Annotated in this window: 16 protein-coding genes and 1 tRNA gene; 8 read left to right on the forward strand and 9 right to left on the reverse strand. The window is 66.9% G+C overall.

What is annotated here, in order from left to right:
* The first annotated feature begins 27 nt into the window (after positions 1-27).
* The 3 genes from N3C64_RS10270 to N3C64_RS10280 all read left to right on the forward strand — a co-directional run bounded on the left by N3C64_RS10270 (position 28) and on the right by N3C64_RS10280 (position 4,456).
* Entirely contained in the window at positions 28-1,107 is a 1,080-nt protein-coding gene (locus N3C64_RS10270) for a BMP family ABC transporter substrate-binding protein (RefSeq protein ID WP_260014267.1), read from the forward strand.
* Positions 1,108-1,258: 151 nt separating this feature from the next.
* On the forward strand, positions 1,259-3,001 hold the full coding sequence (locus N3C64_RS10275; protein WP_260014268.1) for an OmpA family protein: 1,743 nt from the start codon (positions 1,259-1,261) through the stop codon (positions 2,999-3,001).
* 171 nt (positions 3,002-3,172) lie between these two features.
* Positions 3,173-4,456, forward strand: a complete 1,284-nt coding sequence (locus N3C64_RS10280; protein ID WP_260014269.1) for an NAD(P)/FAD-dependent oxidoreductase — start codon at positions 3,173-3,175, stop codon at positions 4,454-4,456.
* A 118-nt stretch (positions 4,457-4,574) separates the two neighbouring features.
* Here the strand turns inward: N3C64_RS10280 and N3C64_RS10285 are convergent, their stop codons facing one another.
* Positions 4,575-5,054: a cupin domain-containing protein gene (locus N3C64_RS10285; protein ID WP_260014270.1), complete on the reverse strand. Its 480-nt coding sequence runs from the start codon at positions 5,052-5,054 to the stop codon at positions 4,575-4,577.
* A 57-nt stretch (positions 5,055-5,111) separates the two neighbouring features.
* Here N3C64_RS10285 and N3C64_RS10290 point away from each other — a divergent pair, with 57 nt between their 5' ends.
* Complete coding sequence (locus N3C64_RS10290; protein ID WP_260014271.1) at positions 5,112-6,098, forward strand: LysR family transcriptional regulator; 987 nt, start codon at positions 5,112-5,114, stop codon at positions 6,096-6,098.
* 76 nt (positions 6,099-6,174) lie between these two features.
* Here the strand turns inward: N3C64_RS10290 and N3C64_RS10295 are convergent.
* Positions 6,175-6,251 (reverse strand) — tRNA-Met (locus N3C64_RS10295).
* A 136-nt stretch (positions 6,252-6,387) separates the two neighbouring features.
* Here N3C64_RS10295 and N3C64_RS10300 point away from each other — a divergent pair.
* Positions 6,388-8,553 carry a slr1591 family oxidoreductase gene (locus N3C64_RS10300; protein ID WP_260014272.1) on the forward strand — a complete coding sequence of 722 codons (2,166 nt, stop codon included), beginning with the start codon at positions 6,388-6,390 and terminating at the stop codon, positions 8,551-8,553.
* Here the strand turns inward: N3C64_RS10300 and mnmH are convergent.
* The 3 genes from mnmH to N3C64_RS10315 all read right to left on the reverse strand — a co-directional run bounded on the left by mnmH (position 8,543) and on the right by N3C64_RS10315 (position 10,493).
* Entirely contained in the window at positions 8,543-9,589 is a 1,047-nt protein-coding gene (gene mnmH / locus N3C64_RS10305; RefSeq protein ID WP_260014273.1) for a tRNA 2-selenouridine(34) synthase MnmH, read from the reverse strand. The genes N3C64_RS10300 and mnmH overlap by 11 nt on opposite strands.
* A complete protein-coding gene (locus N3C64_RS10310; RefSeq protein ID WP_260014276.1) occupies positions 9,589-10,182 on the reverse strand; it encodes a L,D-transpeptidase in 594 nt (197 codons plus the stop codon). Before N3C64_RS10310 ends, mnmH begins: the two co-directional genes overlap by 1 nt.
* A 101-nt stretch (positions 10,183-10,283) precedes the next feature.
* Positions 10,284-10,493, reverse strand: a complete 210-nt coding sequence (locus N3C64_RS10315) for a YgaP family membrane protein (protein WP_218630830.1) — start codon at positions 10,491-10,493, stop codon at positions 10,284-10,286.
* Between the two features lie 139 nt (positions 10,494-10,632).
* Between N3C64_RS10315 and N3C64_RS10320 the strand changes: the two genes are divergently transcribed.
* Positions 10,633-13,080, forward strand: coding sequence for a heavy metal translocating P-type ATPase (locus N3C64_RS10320; RefSeq protein WP_260014277.1), 2,448 nt, complete (start codon positions 10,633-10,635; stop codon positions 13,078-13,080).
* A gap of 8 nt (positions 13,081-13,088) precedes the next feature.
* On the opposite strand, the gene glpD is transcribed toward N3C64_RS10320, so the two are convergent.
* Entirely contained in the window at positions 13,089-14,636 is a 1,548-nt protein-coding gene (gene glpD, locus N3C64_RS10325; RefSeq protein WP_260014564.1) for a glycerol-3-phosphate dehydrogenase, read from the reverse strand.
* Positions 14,637-14,821: 185 nt separating this feature from the next.
* Here glpD and N3C64_RS10330 point away from each other — a divergent pair, with 185 nt between their 5' ends.
* Complete coding sequence (locus tag N3C64_RS10330) at positions 14,822-15,286, forward strand: lytic transglycosylase domain-containing protein (protein ID WP_260014278.1); 465 nt, start codon at positions 14,822-14,824, stop codon at positions 15,284-15,286.
* A 12-nt stretch (positions 15,287-15,298) separates the two neighbouring features.
* Here the strand turns inward: N3C64_RS10330 and N3C64_RS10335 are convergent, their stop codons facing one another.
* Positions 15,299-17,797 carry an ABC transporter permease gene (locus tag N3C64_RS10335; RefSeq protein ID WP_260014279.1) on the reverse strand — a complete coding sequence of 833 codons (2,499 nt, stop codon included), beginning with the start codon at positions 17,795-17,797 and terminating at the stop codon, positions 15,299-15,301.
* On the reverse strand, positions 17,794-18,474 hold the full coding sequence (locus N3C64_RS10340; RefSeq protein WP_260014280.1) for an ABC transporter ATP-binding protein: 681 nt from the start codon (positions 18,472-18,474) through the stop codon (positions 17,794-17,796). Before N3C64_RS10340 ends, N3C64_RS10335 begins: the two co-directional genes overlap by 4 nt.
* On the opposite strand from N3C64_RS10340, the gene N3C64_RS10345 reads away from it, so the two are divergent.
* Positions 18,473-19,162: an arylesterase gene (locus tag N3C64_RS10345; protein WP_260014281.1), complete on the forward strand. Its 690-nt coding sequence runs from the start codon at positions 18,473-18,475 to the stop codon at positions 19,160-19,162. The two genes, N3C64_RS10340 and N3C64_RS10345, sit on opposite strands and share 2 nt — an antisense overlap.
* A gap of 1 nt (position 19,163) precedes the next feature.
* Here the strand turns inward: N3C64_RS10345 and N3C64_RS10350 are convergent, their stop codons facing one another.
* Positions 19,164-20,369 (reverse strand): MFS transporter, encoded by a 1,206-nt coding sequence (locus N3C64_RS10350; protein ID WP_260014282.1) that lies wholly within the window; start codon positions 20,367-20,369, stop codon positions 19,164-19,166.
* Positions 20,370-20,385 lie beyond the last annotated feature (16 nt).

Here is a 20,385-nt window from a genome sequence, read left to right on the forward strand (position 1 = left end):
CGAGCCCACAACCAACGGGGAGTTCCCATGAACCGCAGATCCTTTCTGACCACCACCGCTGCCCTCGCTCTGGCCGCGACCAGCCTTCCGGCCCTGGCCGAAGAGCAGCTGAAAGTCGGCTTCATCTATGTCGGCCCGGTGGGCGACATGGGCTGGTCCTACCAGCACGATCAGGGCCGCCAGGCGATCGAGGCGGAATACGGCGACAAGGTTGCCACCACCTTCATCGAGTCGGTCCCCGAGGGCCCGGACGCCGAGCGCGTGCTGACCCAGCTGGCGTTGGAAGGCAACAAGCTGATCTTCGCGACCTCGTTTGGCTACATGGATGCGGTGATGAACGTCGCCGCCAAGTTCCCTGACGTGAAGTTCGAACACGCGACCGGCTACAAGACCGCCGACAACGTCGCCGTCTATGACGCCAAGTTCTTCCAGGGCCGCGCCATCCAGGGCACCATCGCGGGCCGCATGACCAAGTCGAACAAGATCGGCTACATCGCCTCGTTCCCGATCCCGGAAGTGATCCAGGGCATCAACTCGGCCTATCTGCATGCCAAGAAGGTCAACCCGGACGCCGAGATGAAGGTCGTCTGGGCCTACACCTGGTTCGACCCTGCCAAGGAAGCCGACGCTGCCGCCGCCCTGATCGCCGAGGGCGTGGATGTCGTGATGCAGCACACCGACTCGACCGCGCCGCAAGCCAAGGCGCAGGAGGCGGGCAACGTCATCACCTTCGGTCAGGCCTCGGACATGTCGGCCTTCGCGCCGATGCCCCGCGTGACCTCGACGATCGACAACTGGGCGCCCTATTACGTGCAGCGCGTCGGCGCGATGCTTGATGGTACCTGGGCGTCGGGCGCGACCTGGGGCGGTATCGACACCGGCATGGTCGAGATCGGCGAGATCTCGAGCGCGGTTCCCGAAGAGGTGAAAGCCGAGGCGATGGCGCTCAAGGATGCGATCGCTGCGGGCACCTATCATCCGTTCACCGGCCCGCTGAACAAGCAGGACGGTTCGGCCTGGCTCGCTGAGGGCGAGACGCCGGACGATGGCGCGCTGGCCGGGATGAACTTCTACGTCGAAGGCATCACCGCCGAGCTGCCGAAATAAGCTCGTCGCAGATCGTTTTTCAGGGGGGCGGGCCAACTGGTCCGCCCTTCACATTTGGAAACGAAAATTTGACCCAAAGTGGAGAACCCTTCCGTGAAGGTCATGCTAGTCTGCCCCGAAGCGCGGACATTGCCGCCAGAAGGGAGACCCGATGAAACGCCTCAGAACCACCACGGCCCTTGTCGCCGGACTGGCCACCCTGACCCCCGCACTCGGCCTGGCGCAAAGCCCGCCGGAGCTGGACGCCGCCGTCTGCATCGCCGCGAAGATCGGCGCCGGTGCAAGCGAAGAAGAGGCGCTCACGGCCTGCCTGACCTCGGACCCCGCCCCCGAGGCTGTCGCCGAAGAGGGCGCACCGGCTGAGGAACCGGCGGCCGACGCTGAACCGGCCGAGGAATCCGCCGCAACCGAACCGGCACCGGAGGCAGAACCCGCCGCCGAAGAACCCGCCCCCGAGGCGGTCGTGGAAGAGGCCGCACCGGCCGAGGAACCGGCAGCCGAAGAATCCGTGGCGGCCGAGCCCGCTATGGAGGAACCCGCCGCCGAGGAGACCGCGTCCGACCCGACGCCCGAGCCCGAAGCGGCACAGGCCCCGGCCGAAGAGACAGCGCCTGCTGAAACCGCCGCTGAAGACGCCCCCGCAGCCGAACCCGCGCCTGCGGAAACGGCCGCAGAACCGGCCTCCGAACCAGAGGCTGCCGAGACCACTGTCGCGCCTGAGGCCGAGCCGAGCGATGCCGACACGCTGAAGAAAGCGCTGGCCGCGCAACTCGAAGCCATGCCTGCCGAGGAGGCGCAGGCCGTCCAACAGCTTGAGGCCGCAATCGAGGCGACCGAAAGCGCCGATACTGGCGCCCCGGTCAGCAATGCCGCGCTTGCAGCCGAGGAGACCGCCCCCGCAGCCGCGGAGGTGATCGAAGAGGTCATCACCGAACAAAGCGCCCGCTCCTCGACCGAGGATTTCACCTCGAAGATCGACACCAAGCCCGAAGCGAAGAAAAAGAAGAAAGACAGCGGCCTGTCGGATGCCGAGAAGCTCGCGATCGTCGGCCTCGGGGCGCTTGCTGTGGGCGCCATCCTGAACAATGGCAGCGAGGTTGCCGTGAACTCGGGCGACCGCGTCGTCGTGCAGAACCCCGATGGCAGCTATCAGGTGATCAAGGACGACAACGCCCTGCTGCGCCAGCCCGGCTCGACCATGCGCACGCAAAGCTTCGCCGATGGCTCGACCCGCACCGTCAGCACCAAGGCAGACGGCACGCAGATCATCACCGTCTATGATGCGCAGCGCCGGATCGTGCAGCGCACCCGGATCGATCCGGACGGCAGCCGCTATATCCTGGTCGACGACTCGGTCGGCGCCGATCCGGTCGAGGTCTCGACCCTGCCGCGCTACAACCTGACCGAAGAGGCCAGCAGTGACGACGCCCTGCGCGCCGCTATCGCGCGCGAAACCGAGATCGACCGCCGCTTTACCCTGGCGCAGGTGCGTCAGATCCCGGCGGTGCGTGCCCTTGCCCCGGCCATCGCGGTGCGCAACATCACCTTCGCGACCGGCTCGGCCGCGATCCGCCCGGAACAGGCGCGCGACCTTGTGGCCCTTGGCGATGCGATCCGCGCCCGGATCGACGAGAACCCCTATGAGGTCTTCCTGATCGAGGGGCATACCGACGCGGTCGGCAACGCCGCCTACAACCTCGCCCTGTCGGATCGCCGCGCCGAGTCGCTGGCACTTGCGCTGACCGAGTATTTCGACGTACCCGCCGAAAACCTCGTCGTGCAGGGTTATGGCGAGCAGTTCCTGAAGGTAGACACCCAGGTCGCCGAGGAGGCCAACCGCCGCACCACCGTGCGCCGGATCACCGACTTGCTGAGGATATCCGCCGCGAACTGAGCGAAGTTCGATAAAAGGGCGCCCCAGGGCGCCCTTTTACGTTCGCCCCTATTTTTCTTGGCTCCGCGCCATATTGACCTGAATCATGGTGCTTGGCAGAAACCTTACTCACATTCATAAATGCGAATTCAACCCGGAACCGGTATCCGGGCCAACAGGGGGGAACGAAACATGGCACATATAGTGGTGCTCGGCGCGGGTCTTGGCGGCGCCATCATGGCGTATGAGTTGCGCGACACGGTACGCAAGGAAGACAAGATCACCGTCATCACCAAGGACCCGAAGTATCATTTCGTACCTTCGAACCCCTGGGTCGCCGTCGGCTGGCGTGATCGCAAGGACATCACCGTGGACCTCGCGCCGACGATGGCGAAGAAGGGGATCGATTTCATCCCAGTCGCCGCACAAAAGCTCCATCCCGAGGAGAACCGTGTCGAGCTCGCCGATGGCCAGTCGGTTTCCTATGATTATATCGTCATCGCCACCGGCCCCGACCTTGCCTTCGACGAGATCGAGGGCTTCGGCCCCGAAGGCCACACCCAATCCATCTGCCATATCGACCATGCCGAGGCCGCCCGCGTGGCCTTCGACCGTTTCTGCGAGAACCCCGGCCCGATGATCATCGGCGCGGTGCAGGGCGCATCGTGCTACGGCCCGGCCTATGAGTTCACCTTCATCCTCGACACCGCCCTGCGCCGCCTGAAAATCCGCGACAAGGTGCCGATGACCTTCATCACCTCCGAGCCCTATGTCGGGCACCTCGGCCTTGATGGCGTGGGTGATACCAAGGGCCTGCTTGAATCGAACATGCGCGACAAGCACATCAAATACATGACCTCGTGCCGCGTGAAGAAGGTCGAAGACGGCAAGATGATCGTCGAGGAAATCGCCGATGACGGCTCGGTCAAGGCTGAGAAGGAAATGCCCTTCGGTTATGCGATGATGCTGCCCGCCTTCCGCGGCATCCCGGCGGTCTCGGGCATCGAGGGCCTGTCGAACCCGCGCGGCTTCACCATCGTGGACAAGTATCAGCGCAACCCGAAGTATCAGAATGTCTTCGCCGTGGGCGTCTGCGTCGCCATCCCGCCGATAGGTCCGACCCCGGTGCCGGTGGGCGTGCCCAAGACCGGCTTCATGATCGAATCGATGGTCACCGCCACCGCCCAGAACATCGGCAACATCGTGCGCGGGATGGAACCCGACAGCGTCGGCACCTGGAATGCCGTCTGCCTTGCCGATTTCGGCGATCAGGGCATCGCCTTCGTCGCGCAACCGCAGATCCCGCCGCGCAACGTGAACTGGTCGAGCCAAGGCAAGTGGGTCCACTGGGCCAAGGAGGGTTTCGAGCGCTACTTCATGCACAAGCTGCGCAAGGGCACGTCCGAGACCTTCTACGAGAAGTTCGCCATGAAGATTCTGGGCATCGACAAGCTCAAGGAAGTCAAGAAGGGCTGATTTCCCATAGGTGCCGGGCCTTCGGGCCGGGAGCCACTCTGCTGCGGCGGACAAGAGGCGGGTTGAGGCCCGCCTCTGTGCGTTTTGTCGGCACTGCGGCGCCGACGATCGGGTGGTGTCAGGCTTTCTCGCTCGGACGCAGGGGCTCCCCCACCATGCGTATCCCATGGCGCGCGCAGGCCGCGGTAAGTGCTGCGGCCATTTCCGGGGTCGGCGGGCCAGAGGGCGCGGGAAGCCCGGGCGCCGTCGCGGGGCGGGCGGTTTCACGAACAAACGCCTCGAAATCGCCGGGGCGCGTCACCGTCAGCCATTTCGCACCCTCATGGGATTCGACCACATAGCTATGCCCAATCCCCTTGGGGGCCATGATCGTCTGACCGGCGGCAAGCAGGGTGACCTGGCCCCCGACTGAGAAGCGCACACGCCCTTCGATCACGTGGAAAACCTCATCCTCGGTGTCGTGGATATGCAAAGGTGGCGAGTCTTCATAGGGCGCCCAGTGCTTGATCACCGACAGGCCATCGCTGCCAGAAGCTGCGGGCACCACGATGCGAACACGCGTGTTGAGAAACCAAAGGGCAGTATCGGAAGCGGTCATTTCGGGTCTCCTGATCCAGATGGCATGGACAGAAGGCTAGCCCTCGCACTAACAATCATGAAATCGAATGATGTTATGGCAGTCATCGACATGGTGAATTTCCGGACACTCGACCTGAACCTGCTGCGCGTCTTCGCCGCCCTTTACGAGGCGCGAAACGTCACCCGCGCCTCAGAGCGACTGGGGCTGAGCCAACCCGCCGTCAGCGCGGCGCTCGCGCGTCTGCGCGCTCAGCTGGACGATCCGTTATTCGTGCGCGTCGGCAACGGGATGACCCCCACCCCCCAGGCCGAGGTGATCGCCCCTGCCGTCACCGAGGCCCTCTCGCGCCTCGAAGCGGCCCTGAGCGCGACCGAGATCTTCCACCCCGAAACCGCCGAAACGATCTTTTCGCTGCGCGGCGCGGATTTCTTCTCGACGCGCCTGATACCACCGCTGGCCGCCGCCCTCGCGCAGGAGGCCCCCGGGGTCACCTTGCGGTTTCTCGATAGCGGACGCGGCGATCTGATCGAGCTTCTGGAAACCGGCGAGATCGACCTGGCGCTGGAACAACCGACAGAGGTGCCCGGCTGGGTGTCACGCGCACTCCTGTTCCCCTCGCCCTTCAAGATCGTGGCCGCACGGAACAACCCCGCGATCCGCAAGGCCGGGCTGCGCGCGGGCGACACCCTGCCCCTTGAGCTGTTCTGCGCACTGCCCCATGCGCTGCGCTCGATCGACGGGACGATGACAGGCATGACCGACGCGGCCTTGGCACGCAGCGGGCGGCGGCGCAGGGTGGCCCTTGTGGTGCCGCATTTCGACGCGGTGCTGCGCGCGGTGGCCCGTAGCGGGATGATCTCATCGGTGCCCGAGCAGCTCGTCGCGGACGACGCCTGGCCCGACGAACTGATCGCTTTCAAACCGCCTATCGAAATCCCGACCCCAAACATGCAACTCTACTGGCACGCCCGCCATGACAAGACACCGGCGCAGCAATGGTTTCGCACGCGCCTTCTGACCGAGGTCGCCCGGCTTTGGGGCAGCGACCCAGCCTTTGACTGAGGCCGCGCCGAGACAAAACGCTGAAAATCCGCGCGTTAGCGCGTCGGTTCAGGCTACGAATTTCCAAGGGGGAAGTTGGTGGCGAGGGGGGGACTCGAACCCCCGACCCCGTGATTATGAGTCACGTGCTCTAACCTGCTGAGCTACCTAGCCACGTTGGCGCGTAGCTAAGCGAAGGCGCGCGAGGCGTCAAGGGCAGAATCAGAGAAAGTCTGCGCCGCACGTGACGAATTGCACATTGGCCTTCGGGCGGCGGCACGGTAGCTCTGAGGCGACGAAGGAGAGACCGATGCCGCCTGCCCCCCTGCCCCTGACACGCGATATCGTCCTGATCGGCGGCGGGCATGCCCATGCGCTTGTGCTGCGCATGTGGGGGATGAAACCCCTGCCCGGCGCGCGGTTGACGTTGATCAATCCGCTGCCCACGGCGGCCTATTCGGGGATGCTGCCCGGCCATATCGCCGGGCATTATCCACGCGAGGCGCTGCAACTCGATCTGGTGCGGCTGGCGCGCCACGCGGGGGCGCGGTTGATCCTTGGATACGCCGAGGGGATCGACCGCGAGAACCGGCTGATCCATGTGCCAGGGCGCGCGCCGATCGCCTATGACATCGCCTCGATCGACACGGGCATTACCGCCGAAATGCCCGATATTCCGGGCTTTTGCGATTACGTGACACCCGCCAAACCGCTCGATGCCTTCGCCGACCGGTGGGAGGCGTTCGCGACCTCCGCCCCGCCCGGGCCGCGCATCGCCGTGGTGGGCGGGGGCGTTGCGGGCGTTGAACTGGCGCTGGCCTTCACCCACCGCCGCCCCGATGCGCAGGTGAGCGTCTATGAGGCCGCGCCCGAGACACTCACTGCACTTGGGCGCGGTGCGCGGCAACGGCTGCGTGCCCATTGCGCGCGCCATAGTGTGCGGCTGGTCGAGAACGCGCGCCTGACCGAGGCCCGCGCGGATGGCCTGCGGCTCAGCAACGGCAGTTTCGAACCCGCCGATTTCATCCTTGGCACCGGTGCGACCAAACCCGCCGACTGGCTACACGGGACCGGGCTTGATCTGCACGAGGGCTTTGTGAGCGTCGGCCCGACGCTGCAAAGCTCGGACCCCACGATCTTTGCCGCCGGGGATATCGCGCATCTGACCTGGGCGCCGCGCCCCAAGGCCGGTGTCTATGCAGTGCGCGAGGCGCCGGTGCTGTTTCACAATCTGCGCGCGGCGGTGACCGGGTGCGCGATGCGCAGCTACCGGCCGCAGCGCGATTACCTCAAGCTGATCTCGACCGGCGACAAGCGCGCGGTGGCGGACAAATGGGGCCTGCCGCTTGATGGCGCGTGGCTCTGGCGTTGGAAGGACCGGATCGATCAACGCTTCATGGCGATGGTGGCCGATCTGCCGAACATGCCCCCGCCCGCCCTGCCACCCGAGCGTGCGCAGGGGATCGAGGAGGTTCTGGGCGCCAAGCCGCTTTGTGGCGGTTGCGGCGGCAAGCTGGGGGCTGCCGCCCTGCGCGAGGTGCTGGCCGATCTGCCGCCGCCGCAGCGGGGCGATGTGCGGCTTGGCGCGGGTGGCGATGCGGCGGTGCTGGCGCATGGCTCGGGTGTGCAGATGTTCACCACCGATCACGTGCGCGCCTTTAGCGAAGACCCATGGCTGCTTGGCCGCGCGGTCGCTATTCACGCGCTTGGCGATATCTGGGCCGCGGGCGGGCAGCCGCAAGCGGCGCTGGCGCAGGTCACCCTGCCGCGCATGGCCGAGGGGATGGCCGCGCGCAGCCTGGCCGAGATTCTAGCTGCTGCCGGCGAGGTGCTGCGCGAGGCTGGCGCCGATCTGGTCGGCGGCCACACGAGCCTTGGCGCCGAGGTCATGCTGGGCTTCTCGATCACCGGCCTCGCCGAGCGCCCCGTGGGGCAGGATACCGCGAAGCCCGGCGATGTCTTGATCCTGACCAAGCCGCTCGGGACGGGTGTCATCCTTGCCGCCGAGATGCTCAAGGCCGCACCGGGTGAGATCGTGGCCGGGGCCTGGGCGTCGATGGCCACATCCTCGGCCCGCGCGGCGGCGGTTCTGGCGCCGGTGGCCCATGCGATGACCGATGTGACGGGCTTCGGGCTTGCAGGCCACCTGCTCGGGCTGTGCCGCGCGTCGGGCGTGGGGGCCGAGCTTGCACTGGCCGATATTCCCCTTCTGCCGGGGGCCGAGGCGCTCTCAGCGGCGGGGCATGGCTCCAGCTTGCTTGCGCAGAATATCGCGGCCTGCGCCGGGGCGATCATCGCGCCCCCCGGTCCACGCACCGAACTGCTCTATGATCCACAGACGGCGGGCGGGTTGCTGGCGACCGTGCCGCAGACGCGCGCGCAAGAGGTGATCGAGGCCCTGCGTGAGGCAGGTTACGGCGCTGCGGCCATCGGGCGGATCGTCGCGGGCGCGCCCCTATTGCGGATCAGCGGCTGATCGCGGCAACCGCTTCGATCACGCGCGCGGCCACGCCCTCCAGCGCCTCGGGGGCGAGGCTTTCGACGGGCAGCGTCGCCTCGGCTTGCGCATGGCGGGCGCGGTGCTTTTCGTAGCGCGGGTCATAATGCAGCGCCATCAACCCCTCGGCCAGCTCGCGATGCGCGCCCTGCCGTGCCAGCGCCTGCCATTGCTCGATAACATCGGCAGACTGGAACGGCCGCAGCTTGTCGATCAGGGCCAAGAGGCCCGTGTGATCATCCGCGATATCGGCATAGGCCCGCGCGAGGTAGCCTGCGCGCTCGGGCAACGAGGCCGCGATCCTCAGGCGCGGCGCGGCGCACAGCACCGACCACACGCCCTTGGGCAGCATGATATTCCCGATGCGAGAGCTTTCCGCCTCGACCAGAACGGGCCGCGCCGGGTCGAGCGCCGCAAGCTCCATCGCCAGCCGCCCCTCGAAGCCCTTTTGCGCGGGCTGACCGCCGGGCATCGCCCCGAAGATCGAGCCGCGATGGTTCGCCAGCCCTTCAAGGTCGAGCACCTGCGCTCCCTGCCTGCGGGCTTCCAGCAAGATCTCGGTCTTGGCTGAACCGGTATTGCCATCAAGCACGACGAAAGGCGAAACCGGGGTCTGCGTCAGGGCCTCGACGACCAGCCCGCGCCAAGTTTTGTAGCCGCCCTCGACAAGCTCGGCCCGCCAGCCGACCTGCCGCAGGATCGTCGCGAAAGAGCCTGAGCGCTGCCCGCCCCGCCAGCAATATACCAGGGGCCGCCAGCCGCCCGACATGCCCGAAAGCGGGCCTTGCAGGTGCCGCGCGGCATTCTGCGCCACCAGCGCCGCGCCGATCTTGCGCGCGTCAAAAGGCGAGACCTGCTTGTAGATCGTACCGACGCGGGCACGTTCCTCATCATCCAGGACCGGCAGGTTGATCGCGCCGGGGATGTGATCCTCGGCGAATTCGGAAGGCGAGCGGACGTCGATGACGGAGTCGAAATCGAGCGCCGCCACCTGCGCCAAAGAGGCAAGTTGCATCAGTAGACCGTTACAGGGGTTCCCACCGCGACCTGATCGAACAGGGCGATGACATGATCGTTGACCATGCGCAGACAGCCGTTCGAAACCGCGTGCCCGATCGACGAGGGCTCGGTCGTGCCATGGATGCGGATCGCCGTATCACGGCCATTCTGGTAAAGATAGAGCGCCCGCGCGCCGAGCGGGTTCTGCGGGCCGCCCGGCATCCCGTCGGCATATTTCGCGTATTTCTCGGGGCTGCGCTGGATCATCTCGGGGGTGGGTTTCCAGCTCGGCCACTCGACCTTGCGCCCCACCACGGCCTGGCCGCGGAATTTCAGCTCTTCTCGGCCGACGGCCACGCCATAGCGCATCGCCTTGCCCGGGGCGGTGATGTGATAAAGGAAGAATTTGTCCGACACGATGATGATCGAACCCACGGCCAGATCCGGCTTCACGCGCACCTGGGTCGGGTAATACTGCGAGGCAATGGGCCATTTGGGCTGCGCACCGGTCTCGATCTGTGCGCTGACGGTGGATTTGACCACTTCGGCCCCGGCCAGGGTGGGCAGGGTCAGCGCGGCGAGGGTGCTCAGAAAGGTGCGGCGATACATCGCGTTCTCCGGTTGCTTGGGGAAAGGCTAGCAAAGGCGCCTTTGGCCCTCAACCGGGAAAGGGCCGGGCGGGTTCCCCCGCCCGATCAATTCCGTGGGGCTTACTTCGCCTGGAAGGCGCAGCCGGTCTTGAACCCGAGCTTGCCGAAGATCATCGCGGCCGGGCAGAAGCCGGTGAAGGCAGACTGGAACATGTTCGCGCCGATGAACACGGTGAACCACATGAAATAAGGCGAGACGAACTGAGTCAGCAGAACGCTGAGCAGAACCATCGTGCCGGCGAAGGCGAACATGATGCGGTCGAGAGACATGGGAGGACTCCGTTCAAGAGGTTGTTGTGTCTAGCCCTTCACGTAGCATCCCCGCCAATCAAATTCAAGATCTCGAATATTTAAGCGTTACTTGACCCCGATCCCGCTTCGCGCCAAGTGAAGGGCAAAGGGGTGCAAGATGAACCAGGCAGTCTCCCACACGACTTTCATCATCGACGGAATGCATTGCGGCGCCTGCACCGGGCGGGTCGAGCGTGCGCTGGAAGCCGAAGAGGGCGTCATGGCCGCATCGGCCAACCTGATGGCGCGCTCGGCGCGGGTCGAGTTTGCGGCACCGGCCACGCCCGCCACACTGGCAGAGGCCCTGTCCAAGGCGGGATACCCGGTCAACCAGGCCGAGGCGCGGCTGGAGATCGAGGGGATGACCTGCGCCACCTGCACCGGCCGGGTCGAGCGTGCACTGGCAAGCACCCCGGGCGTCATCGCGGCCTCGGTCAACCTTGCCACGCAAAGCGCCGCCGTCACCTATGCGCAGGGCGCCGTGGCGCCCTCGGAACTGGTGCGCGCGGTTGAAGGCGCGGGCTATCACGCGCGCGTCCATTCGCAGGGCGAGGCCCCCGCCCCGGTCGCCGACCGTCAGGCCGCCGAGGCCGAACAGATCAAGCGCAACGTTCTGATTTCGGGCGTGCTGACGCTGCCGGTCTTCGTTCTTGCGATGGGCGTGCACATGATCCCGGCCTTCCACCACTGGGTCGCCGGCACGATCGGCGAGCGCACGAGCTGGTGGATCCAGTTCGTGCTGACCGCGCTGGTGCTGGCCTTCCCGGGCCGCGTCTTCCTGCGCATCGGCATCCCCGCCCTGCTGCGCGGCACGCCCGAGATGAACTCGCTCGTAGCGCTCGGCTCGCTGGCGGCATTTCTCTATTCCGCCGTCGTCACTATCGCACCCACGCTGCTGCCCGCCTCGGCGCGCGAGGTCTATTTCGAGGCCGCAGCCGTCATCGTGACCCTGATCCTTCTGGGCCGCTGGCTAGAGGCCCGTGCCAAGGGCCGCGCGGGTCAGGCGATCTCACGCCTTGTGGGCCTGCGCCCGACCACGGCCAAGGTCGAGCGCGCCTCGGGCGTAATCGAACTGCCGGTCGAGGAACTCGCGCCGGGCGACATCATCCAGCTGGCGCCGGGCGAACGTGTCGCGGTCGATGGCGAAGTGATCGAGGGCCACGGCTGGATCGACGAATCCATGCTGACGGGCGAGCCCGCCCCGGTCGAGAAAACCCCGGGCGCCAAGGTCACCGGCGGCACGGTCAACGGCCCCTCGGCGGTCAGCTTCCGTGTCACGGCGACGGGCGGCGACACGGTGCTGTCGCGCATCATCGCGCTGGTTGAAGAGGCGCAGGGCGGCAAGCTGCCGGTGCAGGCACTGGTAGACAAGGTCACGCGGGTTTTCGTGCCGGTGGTCATGGCGCTCTCGGTGCTGACCTTCGCGATCTGGATGCTGGCCGGTCAGGGCTTCACCCATGCGCTGGTCGCGGCAATCTCGGTGATGATCATCGCCTGCCCCTGCGCGATGGGTCTGGCCACGCCGGTCTCGATCCTCGTCGGCACCGGGCGCGGCGCGGAACTCGGGCTGCTCTTCCGCCGTGGCGACGCGCTGCAACGCCTCTCCGAGGTCGAGATCGTCGCCTTCGACAAGACCGGCACCCTGACCGAGGGCCATCCCGCCCTGACCGACCTTCTGCCCGCGAGCCCCCTTTTCACCCCCGACGAGATCATCGCGATGGCCGCCGGGGCCGAGGCGCGCTCCGAACACCCGCTGGCGCAGGCGATCCTGACTGAGGCCGAGGCGCGCGGCATCACGCCCGCGAAGGCGCGCGGCGCCAAGGCGCTGCCCGGCCGGGGCCTCTCGGCCAAGGTGGACGGGCGCGAGGTGCTTCTGGGCAACGCCCGCGCGATGGAAGAGGCAGGCGTCGATTGCGCCATGCTGGCCCCCGCCGCGCAGGCGCTGGCGAGCGAGGGCAAGACCCCGGTCTGGCTGGCGGTCGACGGTGGACTGGCGGCGCTGATGGCGGTGTCGGACCCGCTCAAGAAATACGCCCATGACGCGGTAGCCGCGCTGCAATTTGACGGTGCCGAGGTCGCGTTGATCTCGGGCGATACCAAAGCCACGGTCGAGGCCGTGGGGCGCCAGCTTGGCATCCTGCGCGTCATCGCAGGCGTGCTGCCCGAGGGCAAGGTCGAGGCGGTCAACTCGCTGCGCGAGCGCGGGCCGACGGCCTTCGTGGGCGACGGGATCAACGACGCCCCCGCGCTGGCGGCGGCAGATGTGGGGATCGCCATCGGCACCGGCACCGATGTGGCCATTGAGGCGGCCGAGGTCGTGTTGATGCATGGCGACCCGCAAGGCGTGGCGCGCGCCTTTGCCCTGTCGCGCGCAACCATGCGCAATATCAAGCAAAACCTGTTCTGGGCCTTCGCCTACAACACCGCCCTGATCCCGGTGGCCATGGGCATTCTGGTGCCCTTCGGCGGTCCCGGCCTCTCGCCGATGCTGGCGGCCGGGGCGATGGCGTTTTCATCGGTTTTCGTGGTGACGAACGCGCTGCGTCTGCGCCGCGCGGGTGCCTGAGGGGGCATTTAGCCAGCCTGCGCCTCGGCCATGAAGGCCGCCAGCGCGGTCGTTTGGTCCTGCGTCAGGCGCAGACCCAGCTTGGTGCGCCGCCACAGCACGTCTTCTGCGGTGCGCGCCCATTCCTTCTCGATCTGCCAGAGGATCTCGGTCTCGGTCAGCGTCGCGCCGAAATCGCGCCCGAGATCGGCCGCCGAGGTCGCCCGCCCGAGGATCGTGCGCGCCTCGGTACCATAGGTTCGAACCAGACGCGCGGCCCAGGGCATGGTCAGGAACGGGTAGTCGCCGCAGAGCGCCTCGCGCAGGGCGGCAACCTTGGGCGCAGAGAAATCTCCGCCCGGCAAGGGCACGCCTGCCGTCCAGTCCCCCGTCATCTGCGGGAAACTCGGGGCCAGCGCTGCCAGTGCGGCCTGCGCCAAACGCCGATAGGTCGTGATCTTGCCGCCGAAGATATTCAGAAGCGGAGCGCCGCGATCATCGAGCCGCAAGACGTAATCGCGCGTGGCCGCCGTGGCCGAGCTTGCCCCGTCATCATAGAGCGGCCGCACCCCCGAGAACGTCCAGACGATATCCGCCTGCGTCACCGGGCGGGCGAAATACTCGGATGCGAAGGCACAAAGATATTCCTGCTCGGCCTCGGTGCAGACCGGTGCATCGGGCGCGCCGAGGTGATCCTGATCGGTAGTGCCGATCAGGGTGAAGTCGCATTCAAAGGGGATGGCGAAGCAGATCCGCCCGTCGCGACCCTGAAAGAAATAGGCGCGTTCATGGTCGAACAGCTTGCGCGTGACGATGTGCGAGCCGCGCACCAGCCGCACCCCGTCGCGCGAGGGGATATGGATCGTGTCACGGATCACCTCGCCCACCCAAGGGCCCGCAGCATTGATCAGGGCACGCGCGAGATGAGTTCCCTCTTCGGTCTCGATGCGCCACAGGTCGCCCTCGCGATGCGCCTCAAGCACCTTGCAGCGGGTCAGGATCGTCGCGCCGCGCGCCCGCGCATCGCGCGCGTTGAGCACCACGAGCCGCGCATCATCGACCCAGCAATCGGAGTATTCATAGGCATGGGCGAAATCTGCCTTCAACTCGCGCCCGGCCGGATCGCGGCGCAGATCAAGCGCACGCGTCCCCGGCAACAGTCGCCGCCCGCCGAGATGGTCATAGAGAAACAGCCCCGCCCGGATCATCCAGCCGGGCCTTCGCCCGCGCAACCACGGCATCGCCAGCCCCGCCAGACGGCTGACGGGCGATGTCGGCTCGAAACGCATCTGCGGATACAAGGGCAACACGAAGCGCATCGGCCGCGCGATATGGGGCATCGCTTTCAGCAGCACCTCGCGCTCGGCCAGAGCCTCATGCACAAGACGCAATTCGAGGTACTCAAGATAGCGCAACCCACCGTGGAACAGCTTGGTCGAGGCCGAAGACGTCCCCTGAGCCAGATCTCCCTTCTCGGCCAGCGTAACGGACAGACCCCGCCCCGCCGCGTCACGTGCAATCCCGCAGCCGTTGACGCCGCCACCTATGATGAACAGATCCACTGGGTTCCCGGCCATATCTGACAAGGAAAACCTCCTTTGACATCATGCCCTTGATTTCAGTGGGCGCCTTTACCGCGCTCTTGTCAAAACGAAATTTCGCGAGGAGATCGGCAAAGCTCCGCTTACGTTCAGCCAACGCGCTATGCGCATGACGCCGCGAAGGGTATCAATCTCTCGATCCGAATTGCTCCGAGGTAGCGATGCAACTGACCCGCCGTTCCGCGCTTTTGTCGCTGATCGCACTTGCCGCCTGTGGCTCCGCCCCGCGCGAATCCTCGAAATCGGTTGAGTTTGACCTGTATCCGGGCGAGACCCCGGAACTGCGCCGACTGATCAACCGCTACGCCGACGAATACGAGGTTCCGCGCAGCCTGGTGCATCGCGTCATCCAGCGCGAAAGCGACTACAACCCCGGCGCACGCAACGGTCCCTATTACGGCCTGATGCAGATTCTGCCGCAGACCGCGCGCGGGATGGGTTTCGACGGCAAGCCGACCGATCTTCTGGATGCCGAAACCAACCTCAAATACGCGGTGAAATACCTGCGCGGCGCGTGGCTTTGCGCCGATGGCTCGCATGATGCCGCCGTCAAATGGTATGCGAGCGGCTATTACTACGAAGCCAAGCGCCGTGGCATCCTGCAGGAAACCGGTCTGCGCGCCTGACGTTAGGCGCGCCTATTCGCGGTCACGCAGTACGCCGGCGGGTCGTTGCGCCAGCGGTCGCAGTGCAAAGGCAAGGCCCGCAACCAGGGTTGCCAGAACACCCCCCGTCACGATCGCCAGCGCCGGCAGCGGCGCAAAGCGGAACTCGGCCTCCATCACCAGATCGACGACGGCCCATCCCGCAAGTGCGCCAAACAGGATTGCAACCAGCCCCGCTGCCGCACCCATCAACGCTGCCCGCAGCGCGAATGAGGCCAGGATCGTCGCGCGCGTAGCCCCAAGCGTCTTGAGCAGAGCGGCCTCCCAGGCGCGTGTACGCTCGCCCGCCGCTGCGGCCCCGATCAGCACCACAAGGCCTGTCAACAATGTCACCCCCGCCGCAAGCGAGGTTGCCCGCGCGATCGCGCCAAGGGCGTCGGTCACGCGGTCGATGGCGTCACGCACCCGAATCGCCGTGATATTGGGGAATGCCCGCGCCAGATCGCGCAGAATCTGCGCCTCGGCGCTTGGCGGGGCGTAGATCGTGGCCAGCATGGTATGCGGCGCGCCCGATAGCGCAGCGGGGTTGAAGGTCAGCACGAAGCCAATCCCCATCGTCGAGAAATCGACATTGCGGAACGAGGCGATCCGCGCCTCGATATCGCGCCCGAGAATATTGACGGTCAGCCGGTCACCGAGCTTCAGGCCCAGTTCCGCTCCCTCCTCGGCCGAAACGGAAACCAGCGGCTCCCCCGCGTAATCGGCGGGCCACCATTCGCCCTCTGTGAGGGTCTCGCGCGGGATTTCGGCATAGGTTACACCGCGATCCCCGCGCAGAACCCAATGCTCGCCCGCCACCTCGCGCGCGTTCTGGCCGTTGATGCGGGTCACGACGCCGCGCAGCATCGGCACGGTCTCGACCCGCCCGACCTCGGGCATGGCATCGAGCGTGCTCTGGAAGGGCTGCAATTGGTCGGGCTGGATGTCGATCACGAAATAGGCGGGTGCCTCGCTTGGCAGATCGCGCTGGATCGCGCCGCGCAGCCCCGCATCGACCTGCCCCACCGCCGCCAGTACCGACAGCCCCAGCCCGAGCGAGAGGATCACCGCCGTCGCCTCGGAGCGCGGGGCGCCAATGGCCGCAAGTGCCGCGCGCAGGGCGGTCCGCCCGCGCACAAGATGCGCACTGGCCCGCGCGGCCCATCGCACCAGCAAGGCCGCACCGGCAAGGATCATAAGGGCGAAGGCGACACCGCCAAAGGTGCCAAGCGTCAGCTGCCACAGCCCCGAGAACCAGACAGCCGCCGCCACAAGCACCGCGACCAGCCCGGCCACCAGCCCGAAGGCCCGCCATGAGGGCAGGCGCCGCCCGCCCTGCGTCTCACGATAGAGCAGCGCCGCGCGCATCTGCGACATGCGCGACAAGGGCCAAAGCGCGAAGATCGCGGCCACAAGCGCACCGTAAAGCGCGGCCTCAAGCATCGGCGGGGCGCTCAGACGCACCTCGACCGGGATCGGCATCAGCCGCTCGATCACGCCGGCTGCGGCGAGCACGACCCCGGCCCCCAGCCCAAGACCCGCCAGAATGCCGACGAGCCCTAGGGCCGCCAGTTGGATCAGGAAGGCCGCGCGGATCGTGCCCCCCTCGGCGCCAAGGGCGCGCAGCGTCGCGATGGTCTCGGCCTTGCGCTCCAGCCAGCCCGCGACGGTGGCCGAGATACCCACCCCGCCCACGGCCAGCCCCGCAAGGCCGACAAGCACGAGGAACGAGCCAAGCCGGTCCACGAAACGCTCGGCGCCAGGGCTGGCGCGACGGCTGTCGGACCAGCGCAGGCCAGCGTTTTCAAAGCGGTCCTCTGCGGCGGCTTTGGCGGCCTCCAGATCGGTGCCCACCGGCAGCAACACGCGATATTCGCTTTCAAAGAGGGCGGCGGGCGCCAAGAGGCCGGACCCCTCCAGCGCATCCAGCGCGATCAGCGTGCGCGGGCCAAAGGCCATACCCATGCCGGTCGAGTCCGGCTCGCGCAGGATGCGCGCCATCATCACGAAGGGCGTGCCGCCCAGCTCGAACCGGTCGCCGGGGGCAAGGCCCAGACGATCGGCCAGAACCGGGTCAAGAAAGGCGCCGGGCAGCCCGCCCTGCCCCGCCAGTGCGTCCATACGCACGGGCGGATCAAGCTCCAATTCTCCCAACAACGGATAAGCGCCATCGACTGCCTTGGCCTGCGTCAGCGCGCGCTCATCCCCGACCGAAACCATCGAGCGGAAATCGACCACCTCGGACAGCGCCTCGGCGCGGGAGGCGATCCAGTCGCGCTCTTCCTGCGTGGCCTGGCGATAGGTGAATTCGTATTGCGCATCGCCCCCCAGCAGGGTCGCGCCCTGATCGGCAAGGCCCGCTCGGATCGCCCCGCGCACAAGACCCACGGCGGCAATGGCCGCCACACCCAGCATCAGGCAGAGCAGGAAGACGCGAAAGCCGCGCACGCCCCCGCGCAACTCGCGCCGGGCGATGGTCAGGGCTGCGCTCATCCCGCCGCTCCGACGATCTTGCCGTCGAACAGCTGCACCACGCGGTTGCAACGCTCGGCCAGTTCGGGGGCGTGGGTGACCATGATCAGTGTCGCACCATGGCGCTCTTGCAGGCCGAACAGCAGATCCATGATGGCCTCACCATTGGCCGCATCAAGATTGCCCGTCGGCTCGTCCGCCAGCAGGATCGCCGGGCGCGGCGCAACGGCGCGGGCCAGCGCCACGCGCTGCTGCTCCCCCCCCGACATCTCGGACGGGTAGTGCCCCCGGCGATGGCCAAGGCCAACGGCCTCCAGTTCCGCCTCTGCGCGCGCAAACGCATCGCCATGCCCGGCGATTTCCAGCGGTAGCGCCACGTTTTCCAGCGCGGTCATCGTCGGGATCAGGTGGAAGGATTGGAAAACGATCCCCATATTCCCCCTGCGGAAGCGCGCAAGCTGGTCCTCGTCCATCGCGGACAGATCCTGCGACAGCGCGCGCACCGTGCCCCCGGTGGCGCGTTCGAGCCCACCCATCAGCATCAGGAGCGACGACTTGCCAGACCCCGAAGGCCCCGTAAGCCCCACGCTTTCGCCGCGCTCGATATCGAGGGTAATGCCCCTAAGGATCTCGACCGGCCCCGCGTTTCCATCTAGCGTCAGGCGGGCATCGGTCAGGGACAAAATGGCAGGGGTCATGCGTATCTTCCGGAAATGTCTTTCCTTCGCATATGGGGTGCGTGGCGCCGTCAGCAAGCTTGTAGTTGCAGCATTTATTGCCGCACCGCTGCCCGCGATGGCCGCACCGGTCACCGTTCTGGCGCTTGGCGACAGCCTGACGCAGGGCTACGGGCTGGCCCCGGAGGAGGGGCTGGTGCCCGCGCTCGGGCGTTGGCTGGCGGAAAACGGCGCCGAGGTCGAGCTGATCAATGCAGGTGTGTCGGGCGACACCACGGCGGGTGGGCGGGCACGCGTCGCCTGGTCGCTGACGCCCGAAGTCGATGCCGTGATCGTCGAACTTGGCGGCAATGATCTGCTTCGCGGCCTGCCGCCCGAAGAGGCGCGGGCTAACCTAGACGCAATCCTCTCTGAGGTCAGCGGGCGCGGTCTGCCCACGCTTCTGGTCGGATTGCCCGCACCGGGTAATTACGGGCCGCGCTACAAGGCGGATTTCGACGCGATCTGGCCCGAGTTGGCGGCAAAATACGACGCCGTGCTGTTACCCAACCTGCTGGCACCGATTGCCGAGCTGTCGCCCAGGGACCGGGCCGGGCGCAACCTGATGCAGGATGACAATATCCACCCTGCCCCCGCCGGGGTCGCGCTGGTGATCGAGGCACTCGGGCCGAAGGTGCTTGAACTGCTGGCGAAAGTGCCTGCGGGCTGAGTTACTGGCGGCGGTGGTCGAGCGCCCAGAGCGCCCCGGCCCCCACGAGCCCCAGACCGGCCCCCAGGATCGCCGCAAGGCTGTAACCGCCAAGCATGGCCCCGATCGCGAAGACACCCGCGCAGATCGCATCCCCCGCGAGCTTTTGCAGCGCCATGAGCGAGGCCCCCGCCCCCGGCCGCGCGGCCAGAAGCTCTTGCAGATAGGCCATCGGCTGGGTCAGCACGATGGCGCCGCCCGCCGCTCCGGGGATGGTCAGCAGCCAGACATAGGGCGTCTCGGCCAGGATCGGAAGGCCCGCCAGATGCACGCCATAAAGCGCCATGCCCCACCAGATCAGCCCGGTCTGCGACACCCGGCCCAACACCATCGGAAGCGCAAGCATGAAGGGCACCTCCAGCCCCGCCAGAATACCCGCGTAAAGCGCGGTATCGCCCGCGCCGCGATGCGCGATCCCGGCGAAGACAAGGCCGATCACCACGAGATAAAGCGTCACCGCCCCGTGGATCGTGCCAAGCGCCAGCACCCGGATCAGCACCCGCGCCTCGGCCATCTCGCGCAGCGATTGGGCAAAGCTGAGGCCCGATTTCGGGTCAGGCCAGCGGGTTGCCCCGTCGCGCGGCCAGAACCCCCAGACCAGCGCCAGCAGGATCCCGGCCACCACCAGCGACACCGGGTAGATCGTGATCAGCGGCACACCCGCCCCGAAGACCACCGACCAGATCGGCAGCACGCAAACCCAGGGCAGCGCGAAGGCTGCGCGCAGGGTCGCCTGAATGCCGGGGCGGTCGCGCTCGGGGTGAAGCGTCGCCGCCAGCCGCGCCAGCGCGAAGAACTGCCCGAAGAGCGAGCCTGACAGCGGCAGGATCAGCGCATGGGCCAGAACGAAGCGGGTGACCGAGGGGCCGAAGGTCATCAGCCCCGTTCCCGCCACCAGAAACCCGCCCGACACCAGCGCGATCACCCTGCGGTTCGCGCGCTGATCAGCCAGGATACCAAACCCCACCGAGGCCGAAACCGAAAGCACCGAGGCGACCACCAAAAGCGCCGAATAGGCACCGTCCGACAGGCCGAACACCGTCACCGCCAGCGCCGAGGCATAGGGCGCCAGCGTCGCGGCATAGGCTCCGAACAGGATCAGAAGCGCCCCCGAGAGCATCAGCATCGGGTCTCGCAGGATCGGACGAAGGGAAGACGGGAGCGCCATGACTTACCTATGGGTG

It is taken from the genome of Sedimentimonas flavescens (assembly GCF_025154035.1).
Taxonomy (GTDB): domain Bacteria; phylum Pseudomonadota; class Alphaproteobacteria; order Rhodobacterales; family Rhodobacteraceae; genus Rhodobacter; species Rhodobacter flavescens.

Excerpts from the sequence above, each read along its gene's own strand:
- N3C64_RS10270 (WP_260014267.1), top strand. The coding sequence starts at position 28 with ATGAACCGCAGATCCTTTCTGACCACCACCGCTGCCCTCGCTCTGGCC.
- N3C64_RS10275 (WP_260014268.1), top strand. The coding sequence starts at position 1,259 with ATGAAACGCCTCAGAACCACCACGGCCCTTGTCGCCGGACTGGCCACC.
- N3C64_RS10280 (WP_260014269.1), top strand. The coding sequence starts at position 3,173 with ATGGCACATATAGTGGTGCTCGGCGCGGGTCTTGGCGGCGCCATCATG.
- N3C64_RS10285 (WP_260014270.1), bottom strand. The coding sequence starts at position 5,054 with ATGACCGCTTCCGATACTGCCCTTTGGTTTCTCAACACGCGTGTTCGC.
- N3C64_RS10290 (WP_260014271.1), top strand. The coding sequence starts at position 5,112 with ATGAAATCGAATGATGTTATGGCAGTCATCGACATGGTGAATTTCCGG.
- N3C64_RS10300 (WP_260014272.1), top strand. The coding sequence starts at position 6,388 with ATGCCGCCTGCCCCCCTGCCCCTGACACGCGATATCGTCCTGATCGGC.
- mnmH (WP_260014273.1), bottom strand. The coding sequence starts at position 9,589 with ATGCAACTTGCCTCTTTGGCGCAGGTGGCGGCGCTCGATTTCGACTCC.
- N3C64_RS10310 (WP_260014276.1), bottom strand. The coding sequence starts at position 10,182 with ATGTATCGCCGCACCTTTCTGAGCACCCTCGCCGCGCTGACCCTGCCC.
- N3C64_RS10315 (WP_218630830.1), bottom strand. The coding sequence starts at position 10,493 with ATGTCTCTCGACCGCATCATGTTCGCCTTCGCCGGCACGATGGTTCTG.
- N3C64_RS10320 (WP_260014277.1), top strand. The coding sequence starts at position 10,633 with ATGAACCAGGCAGTCTCCCACACGACTTTCATCATCGACGGAATGCAT.
- glpD (WP_260014564.1), bottom strand. The coding sequence starts at position 14,636 with ATGGCCGGGAACCCAGTGGATCTGTTCATCATAGGTGGCGGCGTCAAC.
- N3C64_RS10330 (WP_260014278.1), top strand. The coding sequence starts at position 14,822 with ATGCAACTGACCCGCCGTTCCGCGCTTTTGTCGCTGATCGCACTTGCC.
- N3C64_RS10335 (WP_260014279.1), bottom strand. The coding sequence starts at position 17,797 with ATGAGCGCAGCCCTGACCATCGCCCGGCGCGAGTTGCGCGGGGGCGTG.
- N3C64_RS10345 (WP_260014281.1), top strand. The coding sequence starts at position 18,473 with ATGCGTATCTTCCGGAAATGTCTTTCCTTCGCATATGGGGTGCGTGGC.
- N3C64_RS10340 (WP_260014280.1), bottom strand. The coding sequence starts at position 18,474 with ATGACCCCTGCCATTTTGTCCCTGACCGATGCCCGCCTGACGCTAGAT.
- N3C64_RS10350 (WP_260014282.1), bottom strand. The coding sequence starts at position 20,369 with ATGGCGCTCCCGTCTTCCCTTCGTCCGATCCTGCGAGACCCGATGCTG.